Source organism: Halorubrum distributum JCM 10118 (assembly GCF_000337335.1).
GTDB classification, from domain to species: domain Archaea; phylum Halobacteriota; class Halobacteria; order Halobacteriales; family Haloferacaceae; genus Halorubrum; species Halorubrum distributum.
Window position 1 is genome coordinate 299,596 of record NZ_AOJN01000049.1, and the last position, 14,903, is coordinate 314,498.

General features: G+C 73.3%; 14 protein-coding genes. 10 read left to right on the top strand and 4 right to left on the bottom strand.

Annotation, left to right across the window (positions count from 1 at the left end; all coding sequences use genetic code 11):
• Positions 1–66: 66 nt before the first annotated feature.
• Both C466_RS10440 and C466_RS10445 read left to right on the top strand, forming a co-directional pair.
• A complete protein-coding gene (locus tag C466_RS10440) occupies positions 67–1,332 on the top strand; it encodes a molybdopterin molybdotransferase MoeA (RefSeq protein ID WP_004596152.1) in 1,266 nt (421 codons plus the stop codon).
• On the top strand, positions 1,329–3,347 hold the full coding sequence (locus tag C466_RS10445) for a molybdopterin biosynthesis protein (protein ID WP_004596151.1): 2,019 nt from the start codon (positions 1,329–1,331) through the stop codon (positions 3,345–3,347). Before C466_RS10440 ends, C466_RS10445 begins: the two co-directional genes overlap by 4 nt.
• Here the strand turns inward: C466_RS10445 and C466_RS10450 are convergent.
• From C466_RS10450 to C466_RS10460, 3 genes are all read right to left on the bottom strand, one after another.
• Positions 3,317–3,814 carry a PaaI family thioesterase gene (locus tag C466_RS10450; protein WP_004596150.1) on the bottom strand — a complete coding sequence of 166 codons (498 nt, stop codon included), beginning with the start codon at positions 3,812–3,814 and terminating at the stop codon, positions 3,317–3,319. The two genes, C466_RS10445 and C466_RS10450, sit on opposite strands and share 31 nt — an antisense overlap.
• Positions 3,815–3,889: 75 nt before the next feature.
• On the bottom strand, positions 3,890–4,864 hold the full coding sequence (locus tag C466_RS10455; RefSeq protein ID WP_004596149.1) for a hypothetical protein: 975 nt from the start codon (positions 4,862–4,864) through the stop codon (positions 3,890–3,892).
• A complete protein-coding gene (locus C466_RS10460; RefSeq protein ID WP_004596148.1) occupies positions 4,861–6,537 on the bottom strand; it encodes a sensor histidine kinase in 1,677 nt (558 codons plus the stop codon). Before C466_RS10460 ends, C466_RS10455 begins: the two co-directional genes overlap by 4 nt.
• Before the next feature lie 145 nt (positions 6,538–6,682).
• Between C466_RS10460 and C466_RS10465 the strand changes: the two genes are divergently transcribed.
• The 8 genes from C466_RS10465 (at position 6,683) to tgtA (ending at position 14,463) form a co-directional block, all read left to right on the top strand.
• On the top strand, positions 6,683–7,426 hold the full coding sequence (locus tag C466_RS10465) for a lipoyl protein ligase domain-containing protein (protein WP_004596147.1): 744 nt from the start codon (positions 6,683–6,685) through the stop codon (positions 7,424–7,426).
• A 66-nt stretch (positions 7,427–7,492) separates the two neighbouring features.
• On the top strand, positions 7,493–7,897 hold the full coding sequence (locus C466_RS10470) for a 30S ribosomal protein S6e (RefSeq protein WP_004596146.1): 405 nt from the start codon (positions 7,493–7,495) through the stop codon (positions 7,895–7,897).
• Between the two features lie 10 nt (positions 7,898–7,907).
• Entirely contained in the window at positions 7,908–8,375 is a 468-nt protein-coding gene (locus tag C466_RS10475) for a DUF7112 family protein (RefSeq protein WP_004599787.1), read from the top strand.
• Positions 8,376–8,450: 75 nt separating this feature from the next.
• The gene (gene ahbB / locus C466_RS10480; protein ID WP_004596144.1) at positions 8,451–9,536 is read left to right on the top strand and encodes a siroheme decarboxylase subunit beta; all 1,086 of its coding nucleotides are present in this window, start codon (positions 8,451–8,453) and stop codon (positions 9,534–9,536) included.
• Positions 9,537–9,567: 31 nt separating this feature from the next.
• The gene (locus tag C466_RS10485; protein ID WP_004596143.1) at positions 9,568–10,239 is read left to right on the top strand and encodes a precorrin-2 dehydrogenase/sirohydrochlorin ferrochelatase family protein; all 672 of its coding nucleotides are present in this window, start codon (positions 9,568–9,570) and stop codon (positions 10,237–10,239) included.
• Positions 10,236–11,576 carry a glutamyl-tRNA reductase gene (gene hemA / locus C466_RS10490; RefSeq protein WP_004596142.1) on the top strand — a complete coding sequence of 447 codons (1,341 nt, stop codon included), beginning with the start codon at positions 10,236–10,238 and terminating at the stop codon, positions 11,574–11,576. Before C466_RS10485 ends, hemA begins: the two co-directional genes overlap by 4 nt.
• Positions 11,577–12,089: 513 nt before the next feature.
• Positions 12,090–12,866 carry a Nif3-like dinuclear metal center hexameric protein gene (locus C466_RS10495; protein ID WP_004596141.1) on the top strand — a complete coding sequence of 259 codons (777 nt, stop codon included), beginning with the start codon at positions 12,090–12,092 and terminating at the stop codon, positions 12,864–12,866.
• Positions 12,867–12,984: 118 nt separating this feature from the next.
• On the top strand, positions 12,985–14,463 hold the full coding sequence (gene tgtA, locus C466_RS10500) for a tRNA guanosine(15) transglycosylase TgtA (protein WP_004596140.1): 1,479 nt from the start codon (positions 12,985–12,987) through the stop codon (positions 14,461–14,463).
• Positions 14,464–14,552: 89 nt separating this feature from the next.
• On the opposite strand, the gene C466_RS10505 is transcribed toward tgtA, so the two are convergent.
• Positions 14,553–14,885, bottom strand: coding sequence for an uS10/mL48 family ribosomal protein (locus C466_RS10505; protein ID WP_004596139.1), 333 nt, complete (start codon positions 14,883–14,885; stop codon positions 14,553–14,555).
• Between the last annotated feature and the right edge of the window lie 18 nt (positions 14,886–14,903).

The window sequence follows — 14,903 nt, forward strand, 5'->3', positions numbered from 1 at the left end:
AACGAGACCCGGCGAGCCGGCGCCCGCGGAGAACGGGTTTTTGCCCGCGGCCGCGAATGTACTCCCATGAGCCACGACAGACGCGAGTCCGGGTTCAAGCGGCGGACCCGGGTCGCGGACGCGAGGGCGACGCTGCTCGACGCCGTCACGCCCCACGACCGGACGGAGTTGGTCCCGGTCGAGGCGGCGGACGGGCGGGTCGTCGCCGAACCGATCGACGCGCCCGCGCCGGTGCCGGGGTACGACCGCGCCGCGATGGACGGGTACGCGGTCCGCGCGAGCGACACCTTCGGCGCGGGCGACCGCTCGCCCGCGGTCCTCGCGTCGAAGCCAGCCGAATCGGACGCGGTCGCGCCCGGCGAGGCCGCGCGCGTCCACACCGGCAGCGCGGTGCCCGAGGGCGCGGACGCCGTCGTGATGGTCGAACAAGCGGAGGAGGTCGGCGACGAGGTGGAGGTGTTCGACGCGGTCGCGACCGGCGAGAACGTCGGCGAGGCCGGCGAGGACGTCGCCGACGGCCAACGCCTCTACGAGCCCGGGCACGTCCTGCGGCCCTCCGACATCGGCCTCCTGCGGTCGGTCGGTCTCGACAGCGCGCCGGTCCGCGAGCCGCCCGAGGTCGCCGTCATTCCGACCGGCGAGGAGCTGGTCGAGTCCGACCCCGACCCCGGCGAGGTGATCGAGACGAACGGGCTCACGGTCTCCCGGCTCGTCGAGCGCTGGGGCGGCGAGGCGCGCTACCGCGACGTGGTCACCGACGACCCGGACGCGCTGCGCGAGGCGGTGGAGTCCGACCTCGACGCCGACGTGGTCGTCACCACCGGCGGCTCCTCCGTCGGCGAGCGCGACCTGATCCCCGAGGTCGTCGACGGCCTCGGCGAGGTGCTCGTCCACGGCGTCGCACTGAAACCCGGCCACCCGGTGTGCCTCGGGACCGCCGAGGGGACGCCGATCGTGTCGCTCCCGGGTTACCCGGTCGCGTGCATCGTCAACGCGGCGCAGTTCCTCCGGCCCGCGACGAAGCGGGCGGGCGGGACCGACGCCGAGCCGTTCCCGACGCGGCGCGCGACGCTCGACCGGAAGATCGCGAGCGAGCCCGGCGTGCGGACGTTCGCGCGGGTGACGCTCTCGGAGCCGGTCGACGGTGCCGATTCGACTGACGGCGACGACGCCGACGACGCGCTCCCGACCGCGACGCCGACGCGCGCCAGCGGCTCCGGCATCCTCTCCAGCGTCGCGCTCGCCGACGGCTGGGTGGTCGTCCCCGAGCCGCGGGAGGGACTCGACGCCGGCGAGGCCGTCGACGTGGAGCTGTGGGAGGTGACCGAATGAGCGACCGCAAGGAGTTCCGCGACCTCGCGACCCCCGAGGCCGCCCGCGAGGCGATCGCGTCGCTCGACCTCTCGCCGGCGCCGGAGACGGTCCCGCTGCGGGAGGCCCGCGGGCGCGTCCTCGCCGAGCGCGTCGACGCCGCGATCGACGTGCCGGGGTTCGACCGCGCCTCGATGGACGGGTACGCCGTGCGGGCGCGCGACACCTTCGGCGCCGACGAGGCCGACCCCGCGGAGCTCGACCTCGTCGGTGCGGTCCACGCGGGCGCGGCGCCCGACGTGACCGTCGAGCCCGGCACCTGCGCGGAGATATCGACGGGTGCGGTGATGCCCGACGGCGCGGACGCGGTCGTGATGGTCGAGCGGACGGACGAGGTCGACGGGGGCGATTCCGGGTCCGGCCGGATCGCGATCCGAACCTCGGTCGCGCCGGGCGACCACGTGATGACCGCGGGGACGGACATCGCCGCCGGCGCCCGCGCGCTCGGCCCCGGAACGCGGCTGACGCCCCGCGAGATCGGGCTGCTGTCGGCGCTCGGCGTCGACGAGGTCCCGGTCGGGGGGCGGCCGCGCGTCGGCATCGTCTCGACGGGCGACGAGCTCGTGCGGCCGGGCGACGAGCTCGACCCGGACCGCGGCGAGATATACGACGTGAACTCGACGACGATCGCGGCGGGCGTCGAGGAGGCGGGCGGCGAGCCCGTCCTCTACCCGCACGCCGGCGACGACTACGACGAGATGGAGCGGCTGCTCCGCCGCGCGGCCGACGAGTGCGACCTGGTGCTCTCGTCGGGGTCGACCTCGGCGAGCGCCGTCGACGTCATCTACCGCGTGATCGAGGCGCGCGGCGAGCTGCTGCTCCACGGCGTCGCCGTCAAGCCCGGCAAGCCGATGCTCGTCGGGCGGCTCGACCGTACCGAAGAGGCGGACGGCTCCCGGGGAAGCGAGTCCGCCTACATCGGCCTCCCCGGCTACCCGGTGTCCGCGCTCACCATCTTCCGGACGTTCGTCGCACCCGCGATCCGCGAGGCCGCCGGCCAGCCCGAGCCGGCGACGGCGACCGTCGAGGGTCGGATGGGCGTCGGCGAGCGCTACGGCGAGGGGCGCCTGCGGCTGATGCCGGTCGGCCTGCTCGACCTGGAAGACGGCGACCGCCCGCTCGTCTACCCGGTCGACAAGGGGTCGGGCGCGACGACGAGCCTCGTCGAGGCGGACGGCGTCGTCGCGGTCGACCCGGACACCGAGTACCTCGACGTCGGCGAATCGGTCTCAGTTGACCTGTTCTCGCCGGACGTGCGCCCGCCGACGCTGCTGGGGGTCGGCGAGGACGACCCCGCGCTCAACCGCTTACTCGACCGGCTCGACAACCCCCGGTACCTCGCCGTGGGGTCGCGCGAGGGGCTCCGGCGCCTCCGCGACGGCGTCCCCGACGTGGCCGTGACCGCGGGGCCGACCGAGCGCGACGTCGACGCCGAGGCTGTCGGCGGCTGGACCCGCGAGTGGGGGCTCGTCGTCCCCGACGGGAACCCCGACGACGTGACCGGGATCGCGGACCTGATCGACCGCGACCTCCGGTTTCGGAACCGACCGACCGTCTCGGGGCTCCGACGGAGCCTCGACACGGTCCTCGACGACTTGGCGGACGGGCGCGACGCCGACCGCCGCGACCTCGCCGAGGAGATCGACGGCTACGAGCGGACCGCGAAGGCGTTCGAGAGCCCGGTCCGCGCCGTCGCCGCCGGCGACGCGGACGCCGGCCTCGGTCTCCGCGAGACGGCGGACCGACTGGGCTGCGGGTTCGTCTCGCTGGGCGAGCAGTCGGTCGTCGTGCGCGCCGCCTCCGACCGTATCGACCGCGAGCCGGTCGCGGCGCTGGCGGCGGAACTCGGCGGTGGCGCCGACGACGGCGCCGAGACGGCGGGCGCGGGCGCTGACGCGGCCGAGGATCGTCCCGACCTCGACGCGATCCTCGCCGACCTCCCGGGCTACTCGCGGAACAGCCGGAACGACCCCTGACCGACGACGACCTCCGACCGGTTCCCGTCGCGCTCGCCGTCTTCCTCGGCTCCCTCGCCCCCGTTTCCAGCGGTGGTGACGGTCATTTCGCTGACGCCGATCGAACCGCCAGCCCGCACCACCTCGGCCTCCGCGCGGAGGTCGCCGTTCGCGGGCCGGAGGTAGTTCGCGTTGAGGTTCACCGTCGCCACGCCGCCGTCGAGCGGGTCCTCGAACGTCGTGCGCTGGGCGACGCCGCCGGCCGTGTCGATCAGCGTCGCCGCGACGCCGCCGTGGATCGTCCGGCCGTCCGCGTTCGTGAGCTTGTCGTCGAACGGGATCGAGAGCACGACGCGGCCGCGTTCGATCGTCTCTACCTCCGTGTTCAGCCACGAGAGGTAGCCGTGATCGTCTTCCAGCTTCCGCCTGACGAACTCCGTCGCCCCGTCCGGGAGCGAGTCCATCTCCGCGATCTCCGTGCGGTCCATGTTCCGGAGAATACCCCGGGAGGGTTTGTACCCCCCGGAAACGCGCGACAACCGGCCGCCGATTGACGGCTTCGCTCAGCCGACGCCGAGCCGGATCGGGTCGTCGCTCGCGACGACGTCGAGCGTCACCGACTCGCCGATCTCGAACTCGCGGTCCGGGCAGACCACCTTGACGCCGAACCGGTCGCCGCGCGCGGCGAACAGCGACAGCCCGGTCACGCGCTCGCCGTTCGCGAGGACGTCGACCGGCGCCCACTCGACGCCGGGCGCTCCGGCGTCGGCGTCGCCGGCCCGGAGACTCCCGATTTCGGTACCGAAGAGGGATAGCGTCGTCCCGTCCGGCACGGTGGACCCCACCTTCCCTCGGAACGTCCCGCCGCCCGCGTAGTGCGTCAGCCCGCCGTCGAGCGGGACTCCCTCGTCGCTCGCGAGCGCGGCGAACGCCGGTCCGGAACCGGAGCGCCGCGGGCCGTCGAGGACGACGTGCGTCGGGCCGCGCTCGACGACGGCCCCGGTCCCGCCCCACGCGACCGGCTCCGCGTGGAGATCCGCGGCGACCGGCAGCGACCCGCTCGCTCGGAGGGGATTCGCGTCCGGCGGGCGGAAGCCGAGGTGGACGTGGTCGTCGACCCACTGGCCGAAGAAGCCCGAGCGCGTCGTCGGGCCGAGCGCGTCGCCGACGGCGACCCGGTCGCCGGGGTCGACCTCGGGGATCACGTGGAGGACCCGAGCGACGGTTCCGGACGGAGCGCCGGCGCGGGCGCACCACTCGTCGGCGAGGTCGACGACGATCAGGTGGTCCTCGGCGGCCGCGTACGGACGGTCGGGGCAGCCGACGGTGCGGACCTCGCGGACGACGCCGGCGACCGGCGACCGGCCGACGCCGGCGCCCGGGTACAGGTCGACCGCGCGGCCGTGGTCGTGGGCGGGGTACGGGGAGTTGAACCGCGAGAACTTCTCGTACCGCTCGACGACGTCGGCGGGGAGGGTGACCGTCGCTTCCGGCGCGTCGGAATCGGCGGCGCCGTCGTCGGCCGGGGGCCCCGTCACGAGTCGGCCGCCTCCATCCCCTCGATCACGAACCGCGCGCCGCCGGCGTCGGACTCGGCGACCGAGAGCGTCCAGCCGTGCGCCTCGACGATGTCGCCGACGATGGCGAGTCCAAGCCCGGTGCCGCCGCCGAGCGACACGCCGCGCTCGGTGACGCGTTCGCGCTCCTCGGGCGGTATCCCGGGGCCGTCGTCGCCGACCGCCAGCGCGACCCCGTCGCCGTCAGCCGAGACGGTGACGGTGACGGCGACGTCCTCGCCCGCGTGATCGATCGCGTTGCGGAACAGGTTCGAGACCAGCTGTTCGAGGCGGTCGCGGTCGGCCAGCGCGGTCGCGTCGCCCTCGACGGTCAGCGTCGCCTCCGCGGTCTCCAGCCGCGACCAGACCCGCCGAACCGTCGCGTCCAGCGAGACGCGGTCGAGGTCGTCGACCGTCTCCCCCGCCGTCGCCAGCGCGAGCAGCCCCTCGATCATGTCGTCCATCCGCTCGTGGGCGTTCGCCGCCCGCTCTAAGGCGCCGTCCGGGTCCTCGCCGCGCTGGCGGGCCAGTTCGACGGCCGCGGACGCGGCGGCGAGGGGGTTCCGCAGGTCGTGCGAGACGACGCCGGCGAACTCCTCGAGCCGCTCGTTCTGTCGTTCGAGCTCGGCCTCGCGCCGTTCGAGCTCGGTCTGTCGCCGCTCTCGCGCGGTCACGTCGCGCAGCAGGAACACGTGCCCGCGGTCCGTCCCGCGCGGGTCGGTTATCGGGTTCTCCTGGATGTCGAACTGGCGGTCGCCGATGGCGATCGGGTGCTCGTCGCCGCCCTCCAGGCGCGGGAACGCCTCTGACAGCGACGATCCCACCGCGTCCGGCGGGAGGATCGCCTCGGCCGCGGGGTTCAGGTCGCGGATGCGGCCGTCGGAACCGGAGACGATGACGGGGTCTTGCATCACCTCGACGGCGGTGTCGCGCGCGACGACCGCGGCGTCGAGGGTGCCGAGCCAGAAGACGGTGCCGTAGAGGAACACGCCGTGTATCACGAACGCCGTCGGCAGCCACGAGAGGTGCGCGTAGCTCCCCACGTCGACGAAGGTGGCGATACCCGCCAGGAACGGGAACAGGGTGCCGAGCAGCACGACGAACGTCTGGAGCCGGTAGCGGTTCCCGGTCCGCTCGTAGAGGTCGACGACGAGGAGCACGCCGGCGACGCACAGCCCGTACGCGAGGAGGACGAACGCGCCCCCGACGGGGCCGAGCCCGTACCCGAGCAGCATGAACGGGCCGTCCGTGACCGGCGTCACCGAGCGGCGGGCGAGCCCGTGGGTGCCGCTCGACCACGCGAGGAGGACCCAGACGAACGCGGGCGTCGCGAGCGCGACGATCCGGTTCTCGGTTCGCCAGCGGTCGTGCCCGGTGAACGCGAAGGCGAAGAGGATCCAGAGGACGGGTAACGCGCCCATGAGCGGCGTCGCCAAGTTGAGCGCGACCGTCATCGCGACCTCGCCGGTCGCGGCGACGCGGAGCGCGTACAGGAGGGAGACGCCGCCGCCGCACAGCAGGTAGAGCGCGACTTCGATCCCGCCGGGCTCGTCGCGCTCGCGCCACGCGACCCGGCCGAGCCAGAGCCCGATGCCTCCCGCCAACAGGCAGGCGGTCAGGTACGCTTGGACCGGCAGCGCGCCAAGGTCGCTCATCGATACCTGAACCACTTCCAGGGCCGACAAAACTGTTGTGTCACACGGCGGCCGACGGGCCGCCTCCTCGCCGGGGCTCGGGGCGCGCCGACGGGCGACCGCGCCCGGCGCAAAGGGCTTGTGCGCTCCCGTCGTCGGATTCGGTATGCGCGTGTACAGGGGCGAGTTCGCGACGCCCGCCGCGGACCGCGAGCCGACGGCGGAGCTGCTCGCGTCCGCCGCGGACGGCGTATCAGCCGTGCGCGTGGCCGCGCCGCCGCGGCAGGTCGCGTTCGGTCGGCGTGACGCCCGCGAGTCCGGGTTCGAGGCGGCGAAGCGGGCGGCCGAGGAGGCGGGGTTCCCGCCCGTCGAACGCGACGTCGGCGGGCGCGCGGTCGCGTACACCGGGTCGACGCTCTCGTTCGGCGTTGCGGTGCCGGCCGGCGGCGGGCGGGGCTCGATCGACTCGCGGTACGAGACCGCGACCGAGACGCTCCGCGACGCGCTCCGCGACGTGGGCGCCGAAGTGGTCCGGGGAGAGCCGCCGGCCGCCTTCTGTCCGGGGGACCACTCGCTCCGGGTCGCGGGCGGGAAGCGCGCTCCGAACGCTCCGGAGGACGACGGCGGAAAGGTCGCGGGCCTCGCCCAGCGCGTCCGCGCCGACGCGGCGCTCGTCGCGGGCGTCCTCGTCGTCTCGGCCGCGGACCCCGACCCGATCGCGCGGGTCACCGAACCGATCTACGACGCGCTCGGGGTGCCGTTCGATCCGGAGTCGGTCGGGAGCGTCGCCGACGCCGGCGGTCCGGACGACCCGGACGCCGTCGCCCGCGCGGTCGAGGGCGCGTTCGTCGACGGCCCGTGGGGGGACGGCGAGCGCGAAGTCGTGCGCGTGGACGGGGAAGACGCCTGAGCGCGGCGCGGCCCGCGGTTCCGACGTTTCGACGTGCTTTTTATGCGCGGGGGACTGGGTTCGCGCATGGCCGAATTCAAAGTCGTCGTCGCCGACCCCGAGACCGGCGAGACGTTCCAGCGAGAGGTCGACGGACAGGACGCCAACCGATTCCTCGGTCGCGAACTCGGCGACGAGATCGGCGGCGACGCCGTCGGGCTCTCCGACCACACGATCGAACTCACCGGGGGCTCCGACGAGACCGGGCGCCCGATGCGCGAGGACGTCTCCGGCACGCGCCTGAAGGAGCTCCTCCTGGAGGGCGGCGTCGGCTTCGAGCCGTCCCGCGAGGGCGAGCGCAAGCGCATCACCGTCCGCGGTCGGGAGATCGACGACGATATCGCGCAGATCAACGCGAGCGTCGTCGACGGCGACGGCGACGTTGCGGCCGCGCTCGGCGAGGGCGACGCGGACGACGACGCCGACGAGTAACGACGCGGCGATGCCTCGCGTCCCCTCCGACGGCGAGGACGTCTCTTCGATCCGCGTCTCGCTCGCCCGGAGCGGCGGCACTCGCCGCCCCTGCGTCAGGCTCCCCGACGACGACGCGCTCGACGGCCGCGTCGAGTCCGGACGCTGCGACGCGCTCGGCGTGAGTCAGGGCGACCTGATCCGCGTCGCGATCGACCGCGAGGAGTACCACGCGCGGGTCGCAGGCGACTCGACGGGACGGCTCCTCCGCGGCGCGTTCGACAACCGGCGGCTCGCGCGCGAGGCCGGCGAGGGCACGAACCGATTGGTCGAGTGGCTCGACGCGAACGGTCGAGGGCCGGGCGACAGCGTCGTCCTCGACGTCGTGGTGCCCGGCGAGCTGTACGGCCTCCGGATCCCCGGCGAACGGACCGTGTACGACGCGAACCGCGGGCCGCGCTCGTCGCTCGCGGACATCGCGCAAGACGTGGACGAGTAGCCCCGCGGCGTCAGGCCAGAAGCCCCGCGGCGTCAGGCCGGATCCCTTATTCTCGCTCGGTTCCGAGGTCGTTCCATGCAGGAGGTCGACGCGGACCTGACGGCGCTCGACCGCGCGATCATCAACGCGTTCCAGGGCGGGTTCCCGGTCGCGGAGCGCCCCTTCGACGCGGCGGCGGCCGCGCTCCGCGAGCGCGGCGTCGACGTGACCGGCCCGGAGCTGTGCGAGCGCGTCCGCGAGCTCGACGAGGAGGGAATCCTCTCGCGGTTCGGCGCGCTCGTCAACGCTGAGGAGATCGGCGGGGCGGCGTCGCTCGTCGCGATGCACGCGCCCGAGGACCGCTACGAGGAGATCGCGGAGACGGTCAACGAGTTCACCGCGGTCGCGCACAACTACGAGCGCGAGCACCCCCACCTCAACATGTGGTTCGTGGTGAGCGTCGCGGACCACCCGGACCCGGACAAGGACGGGAGCGACCGGGTCGAGGAAGTCCTCTCCGAGATCGAGGCCGCCACGGGCCAGGAGACGTACAACCTCCCGAAGCTCCGGGAGTTCCACGTCGGCGCGAAGTTCCTCGTCGACGGGCCGGTCCCCGAGGGCGACGTCGACCTCTCGGAGCTGGGCCCCGAGGTCGCGCCGAGCGACCGCGGGACGCTCACCCCCGACGAGCGCGACCTCGTGGTCGAGATCCAGGGCGGGCTCCCGGTGACGGAGACGCCGTACGCCGACGTGGCGGCCGCGATCGGCGCCGACGTCGACTGGGTGATCGAGACGATCAAGCGGTTCGAGTGGGAGGGGAAGGTGCGCCGCGTCGGCGTCATCCCGAACCACTACGCGCTCGGCTACACGGAGAACGGGATGACGGTCTGGAACGTGCCCGAGGAGGTCTTAGACGAGGTCGGTCCCGCCGTCGCGGCGCTGGACTTCGTCACGCACTGCTACGAGCGGCCGCGCCACGCCGGCGTCTGGGAGTACAACTTCTTCGCGATGACGCACGGGCGCACGGAGGCGGAGAGCGAGCGCCGGATCGCGGAGGTGCGGGAGCTGATGGACGAGCACTGGGACGTCGGCGCCGACGACTGGGACACCCTGTTCTCGACGCGCATCCTGAAGAAGACCGGCATCCGCATCGCGGACCGGGCGGACAGCAACACGGCGTGACCCGCCGAACCGCGCGGCTCGGAGGCCGAGCGTGACGCCGCTGTACCACGACCTCGCGGGCGAGACGGTCGTCGTCTTCGGCGGCGGCGCCGTCGGCTCGCGGAAGGCGAGGGGGTTCGACGAGGCGGGCCGGATCGTCGTCGTCAGCCCCGAGTTCGCAGAGCGGCTGCGCCCGCTCGAGGACGAGACGACCGACCCCGACGGACCGATCGAACTGGTCCGCGCCGCGCCTGACGCCGACGCCGTCGCGGAGTGGATCGACCGCCTCAACCCGGCGCTCGCGGTCGCCGCGACCGACGACGCCGCGGTCAACGCCGCGGTCGAGGCGGCCGCGCTCGACCGGGGAATCCTCGTCAACCGGACGGACGTCTCCGGGGGGCGGGACCCCGGGAGCGTCGTCGTGCCCGCGACGGTCGAGGACGATCCGGTGACCGTGGCGCTCTCGACGGGGGGGACGAGCCCCGCGCTCGCGAAGGCGCTGCGGGAGCGGATCGAGGCCGAGATCGCGGGCGCCGGCGAGATGGCGGCGCTCTCGGGCGAGATCCGCGAGGAGCTGAAAGCGGCGGGCGTCGCCCCCGAAAAGCGGCGGGAAGCGGTCCGGCGCGTTGTCAGATCCCGGGGGGTTTGGAAGGGTTTACAAAAGGGGAGATCCAACGGACGGCAAGAGGCCGACACCGTGATTGAGGAGGTACTCGACCGATGAGAGAGACGGGTGCGATCGCCGGCGTGAGCGTCGCCCACGCCGACGCGACCGTCGACGAGATCGAGGCCGCCGGCGGCGACGGCGTCCGCGCGACCGTCTCCGACCTGCTCGCTCGCGAAGGGGTCGAGGAGGCGTTCGCGGTCCAGACGTGTAACCGCTCGGAGGCGTACGTCGTCACCGACCGGACCGTCGACGGGACGACGGCGCTGTCGACGTTCGCGCCGGACGTTCGCGGCGGCGCGGTCCGCCGCCTCGACCACGAGGAGAGCTTAGAGCACCTGATGCGCGTCGCGTCCGGGCTGGAGTCGCTCGTGCTCGGCGAGGACCAGATCATCGGCCAGCTGCGCGAGGCCTACGAGGAGTCGAAGTCGGCGGGCGGGATCGGCCCCGTCCTCAAGGACGCCGTGACGAAGGCGCTCCACGTCGGCGAGCGCGCACGGACGGAGACGGAGATCAACGAGGGCGTCGTCTCGCTCGGCTCCGCGGCCGTCCGGCTGGCGGCCGGCGAGATCGACCTGACCGACGGGACCGCTGTCGTCGTCGGCGCCGGCGAGATGGGAACGCTCGCGGCCCGCACGCTCGACGACACCGCGGTCTCGGAGATCGTCGTCGCGAACCGCACGGTGCCGCACGCGGAGTTCGTCGTCGAGGAGGTCGACACCCCCGCCGAGGCGGTGTCACTCGCGGACCTCCCCGCGATCATCCCCGACGCCGACCTCGTTGTCACCGCGACCGGGAGCCCGGATCTGGTCGTTCACCCCTCGTACGTCGACGGCGCGGGTCGCGTCGTCTGTATCGACATCGCGCAGCCGCGCGACGTCGACCCCGCGGCCGGCGCCCGCGAGGGCGTCACCGTCTACGACATCGACGACCTCGAAGACGTCACCCGGCGGACCCGCGAGAGCCGCGCCGAGGAGGCCCGGAAGGTCGAGTCGATCATCGACGAGGAGCTCGACCGCATCCTCCGGGCGTACAAGCGCAAGCGCGCGGACGACGCCATCTCGGCGATGTACGCCGGCGCGGACCAGGTGAAGGCGCGCGAGCTCGACCGCGCGATGTCGAAGCTGGAGGCGCAGGGCGGGCTGACCGACGAGCAGCGCGAGACGGTCGAAGACCTGGCGGACGCGCTCGTCGGCCAACTGCTCGCGGCCCCGACGCGCTCGCTCCGGGACGCCGCCGGCGAAGACGACTGGGAGACGATCCGCACCGCGCTCCGGCTGTTCGACCCCGAGTTCACGGCGGAGGCCGACGGGCCGGAGGAGACGGACATCGCCGACGCCGCGGCCGGCGGTCCGGACGCGCTCCCGGACTCCGTCGCCGAGGAACTCGACGACTAAGTTTGTCGTTTATAAGTAGTTGTCAGTAGACCGGCGCTGAACGCTTCTAAAGTCCCAGCCGATTATTTATAAATCGTTGCTGGCGGATCGGCGACGAACTCCTCCAAAGCCCCAGCCGGCGAGGACTCGCGCGGCTCGCTGCGCGCTTCAGTCGCTCGCTTCGCTCGCTCCTTCCAGTGCTTACGTCGCCGTGCTTCGTCCTCGCGACTGCCCCTTTGAGTCCCACCCGACCGCACCGCACAGCGCCTCACGCCTCCCCAGCCTCGTCGGCCTCCCTGCGGTCGGCCGACTCCAGCGAGGGACCGGAGGTCCCTCTGGCAGCCGGCGCGTAGCGCCGGCGACCTCGCGCGTGCTGCCTCGCGGCCGCCGGAGGCGGCCGCTCGCAGGCACGCGCCACCGCCGCGTTCATTTATAAATCGTTGTCTGCGAGGGTTGAGGGTCGACCGGTACTTCGACCCGACTTGGTTCGGACGGACCGCCGCGCTTTATTCCCCGCCCGCACCACGGGCCGGTATGAAGCTCTCCGAGTACGTCGAGCGACTCGACGACGAGCTCGACACGGCCGCGTACGCCGACGTCGACGCGAGCGCGAACGGGCTCCAGGTCGGCCCGGACGACGCCGAAATCGAGCGCGTCGCGTTCGCGGTCGACGCCGCGCAAGCGACCATCGAGGCCGCCGCGGACGCGGGCGCGGACGTTCTCGTCGTCCACCACGGCCTCTCGTGGGGCGGCATCGAGCGCGTCACGGGGCGCGTCCACGACCGGATCGCGGCGCTCGTCGAGAACGACCTCGCGCTGTACGTCTCCCATCTCCCGCTCGACGGGCATCAGGAACTGGGCAACGCCGCCGGCGTCGCCGAGGCGGTCGGGCTCTCCGACCGCGACCCCTTCGGGGAGATGGGCCCGGTCACGATTGGGACGATCGGCGAGGCGGCCGAGCCGCGGTCGGCGGCCGCGATCCGCGAGACGCTCGACGGGTTCGAGGGGCAGCCGGCGGGCGAGGCATCGCCCACGCGGGTCCTCGACTTCGGCCCCGACGAGATCGAGCGCGTCGCGGTCGTCACCGGGTCCGGCGTCGACTGGCTGGACGAGGCGGTCGCGGCCGACGCGGACGCGCTGATCACCGGCGAGGGGAAACAGCAGGTCTACCACGACGCGCGGGAGGCCGGAATTTCCGTGTTCCTCGCCGGCCACTACGCCACGGAGACGTTCGGCGTCCGCGCGCTCCAATCGCTGACCGACGACTGGGGCGTCGAGACGACGTACCTCCCACATCCGACCGGTCTGTGAGTCGACCGTCGAGGTGACCGCGCGCCGGCGGGACTCCGCGGCCGACGGGGCGACTCCGATCGGGGGCGCGTTCGCCGCCGAACGCAACCCTTACCGCTCGCGTCCGCGCAGTCGGGGTATGCGCGATCACTTCGAGATCCGGGACCACGACGCCGCCGGGCGGATCGGCCGGCTGGAGGTCCCGCGCGCCGACGTCACGGTCGAGACGCCGGCGCTCCTGCCCGTGGTCAACCCCAACGTGCTCACGATCGAGCCCGAGCGGCTCCGCGGAGAGTTCGGCGCGGAGATGCTGATCACGAACTCCTACATCATCCGCAGCACCGACCGCATCCGCGACCGCGTCCTCGACGAGGGGCTCCACGACTTCCTCGGCTTCGACGGCGCGATCATGACCGACTCCGGCTCCTTCCAGCTGGCGGAGTACGGCGACATCGACGTGACGACCGCGGAGATCATCGAGTTCCAGCGGCGGATCGGCAGCGACGTGGCGACCCCCGTCGACGTGCCCACGCCGCCCGACGCCGACCGCGACCAGGCGGAGCGAGAGCTGGCGACGACGAAGCAGGCGCTCGCGGACGCCGAGGACGCCGAGACCGGCGAGATGCTGGTCAACGCGCCGGTCCAGGGTTCGACGTACGCCGACCTCCGCGAGGAGGCGGGTCGGCACGCGGCCGCGACCGACCTCGACGTGTTCCCGGTCGGCGCGATGGTCCCCCTCCTGAACTCCTACCGCTACGCCGAGGTGGTCGAGGCGGTGCGCGCGGCGAAGCGGGGCCTCGGGCCGGGCGCGCCGGTCCACCTGTTCGGCGCCGGCCACCCGATGATGCTGGCGCTCGCGGTGGCGGCCGGCTGCGACCTGTTCGACTCGGCCGCCTACGCGCTGATGGCGCGCGACGGCCGCTACCTCACCGTCTCCGGGACGGAACACCTCGAAGACCTCGACTACTTCCCCTGCTCGTGTCCCGTCTGCGCGGACCACACGCCCGCCGACCTCCGCGGGTTCGACGACGGCGAGACGGAGCGGCTGCTCGCGGCGCACAACCTCCACGTCACCTTCGAGGAGCTGCGCCGGGTGAAGGAGGCGATCCGGTCCGGGAACCTGCTCGACCTGGTCGACCGCCGCGCCCGCGGCCACCCGGCGATGCTCGACGGCTACCGCGCGCTGCTCGACCACGCCGACGAGCTGGAGCGCACCGACCCCGGCTCGAAGGACGCGTTCTTCTACACCTCTCACGAGGCGGCGCGCCGGCCGGAAGTCGAACGGCACCAGGACCGGCTCGCCCGGCTGGCGGCGCCCGACGACCTCCTCCTCACCGAGTCGAAGGCGCCCTCGAACCACGAGTACGACGAGGTATGGCGCGTGAAGCCGCCGTTCGGCCCCTACCCGCCCGCGCTCTCGGAGACGTACCCGCTCACCGCGGAGGTGCCCGAGCGGACCGACGACGCGGCGCAGGTCGCGGCCGCGGCGGGCGTGGCCGCGCTCGCGGCGGCGAACCCCCAGACGGCGCTCACGCTCGGCCACGACGCGTGGTGCGACCGCGCGCTCGACCGGCTGCCCGAGCGCGTCGAGACGGAGAACCTCCGGACGCTCGGCTGACGAGCGGGACGCTCGTTCGGGAGGGAACCACCGCGCCGAAAAGCGCAGCCGTGACCGCGTCGCCCGTCGGTTCGGAGACGTCGCGCGGCTCAGTCCCGGCGGTGGCCGGCCGGCTTCTTCCGGTCGACCTCGACCTCGACGTGGATCGAGTCGGGGAAGTCGCGGCCGACGACGTCGCGCGCGATGTCGTCGGCGCCGTGGATCTCCATCGAGCGGCGGTACACGTCGTAGCGCCACGGCGAGAACTCGTCGCCCGGCGAGAGGTTCTTGTACAGCGGGACGGTGACGTTCTCCGAGGGGCTCGCGTGCGGGCCCTTACACTCGGCGCCTTTCCGTTCGAGCGTCTCCTTGAGTTCCTGGACGGTCTCGACGAGCACGTCGCGGTCGCCGGACGCGAAGTCGAGCTTCGTGACGAAGGTCATGGCTGGGGGTCGTCCGCA

What these genes read in the sequence shown, in the direction of transcription:
- C466_RS10470 (WP_004596146.1), top strand. Translation starts at nt 7,493, where the DNA reads ATGGCCGAATTCAAAGTCGTCGTCGCCGACCCCGAGACCGGCGAGACG.
- ahbB (WP_004596144.1), top strand. Translation starts at nt 8,451, where the DNA reads ATGCAGGAGGTCGACGCGGACCTGACGGCGCTCGACCGCGCGATCATC.
- hemA (WP_004596142.1), top strand. Translation starts at nt 10,236, where the DNA reads ATGAGAGAGACGGGTGCGATCGCCGGCGTGAGCGTCGCCCACGCCGAC.
- C466_RS10465 (WP_004596147.1), top strand. Translation starts at nt 6,683, where the DNA reads ATGCGCGTGTACAGGGGCGAGTTCGCGACGCCCGCCGCGGACCGCGAG.
- tgtA (WP_004596140.1), top strand. Translation starts at nt 12,985, where the DNA reads ATGCGCGATCACTTCGAGATCCGGGACCACGACGCCGCCGGGCGGATC.
- C466_RS10505 (WP_004596139.1), bottom strand. Translation starts at nt 14,885, where the DNA reads ATGACCTTCGTCACGAAGCTCGACTTCGCGTCCGGCGACCGCGACGTG.
- C466_RS10440 (WP_004596152.1), top strand. Translation starts at nt 67, where the DNA reads ATGAGCCACGACAGACGCGAGTCCGGGTTCAAGCGGCGGACCCGGGTC.
- C466_RS10450 (WP_004596150.1), bottom strand. Translation starts at nt 3,814, where the DNA reads ATGGACCGCACGGAGATCGCGGAGATGGACTCGCTCCCGGACGGGGCG.
- C466_RS10475 (WP_004599787.1), top strand. Translation starts at nt 7,908, where the DNA reads ATGCCTCGCGTCCCCTCCGACGGCGAGGACGTCTCTTCGATCCGCGTC.
- C466_RS10460 (WP_004596148.1), bottom strand. Translation starts at nt 6,537, where the DNA reads ATGAGCGACCTTGGCGCGCTGCCGGTCCAAGCGTACCTGACCGCCTGC.
- C466_RS10495 (WP_004596141.1), top strand. Translation starts at nt 12,090, where the DNA reads ATGAAGCTCTCCGAGTACGTCGAGCGACTCGACGACGAGCTCGACACG.
- C466_RS10445 (WP_004596151.1), top strand. Translation starts at nt 1,329, where the DNA reads ATGAGCGACCGCAAGGAGTTCCGCGACCTCGCGACCCCCGAGGCCGCC.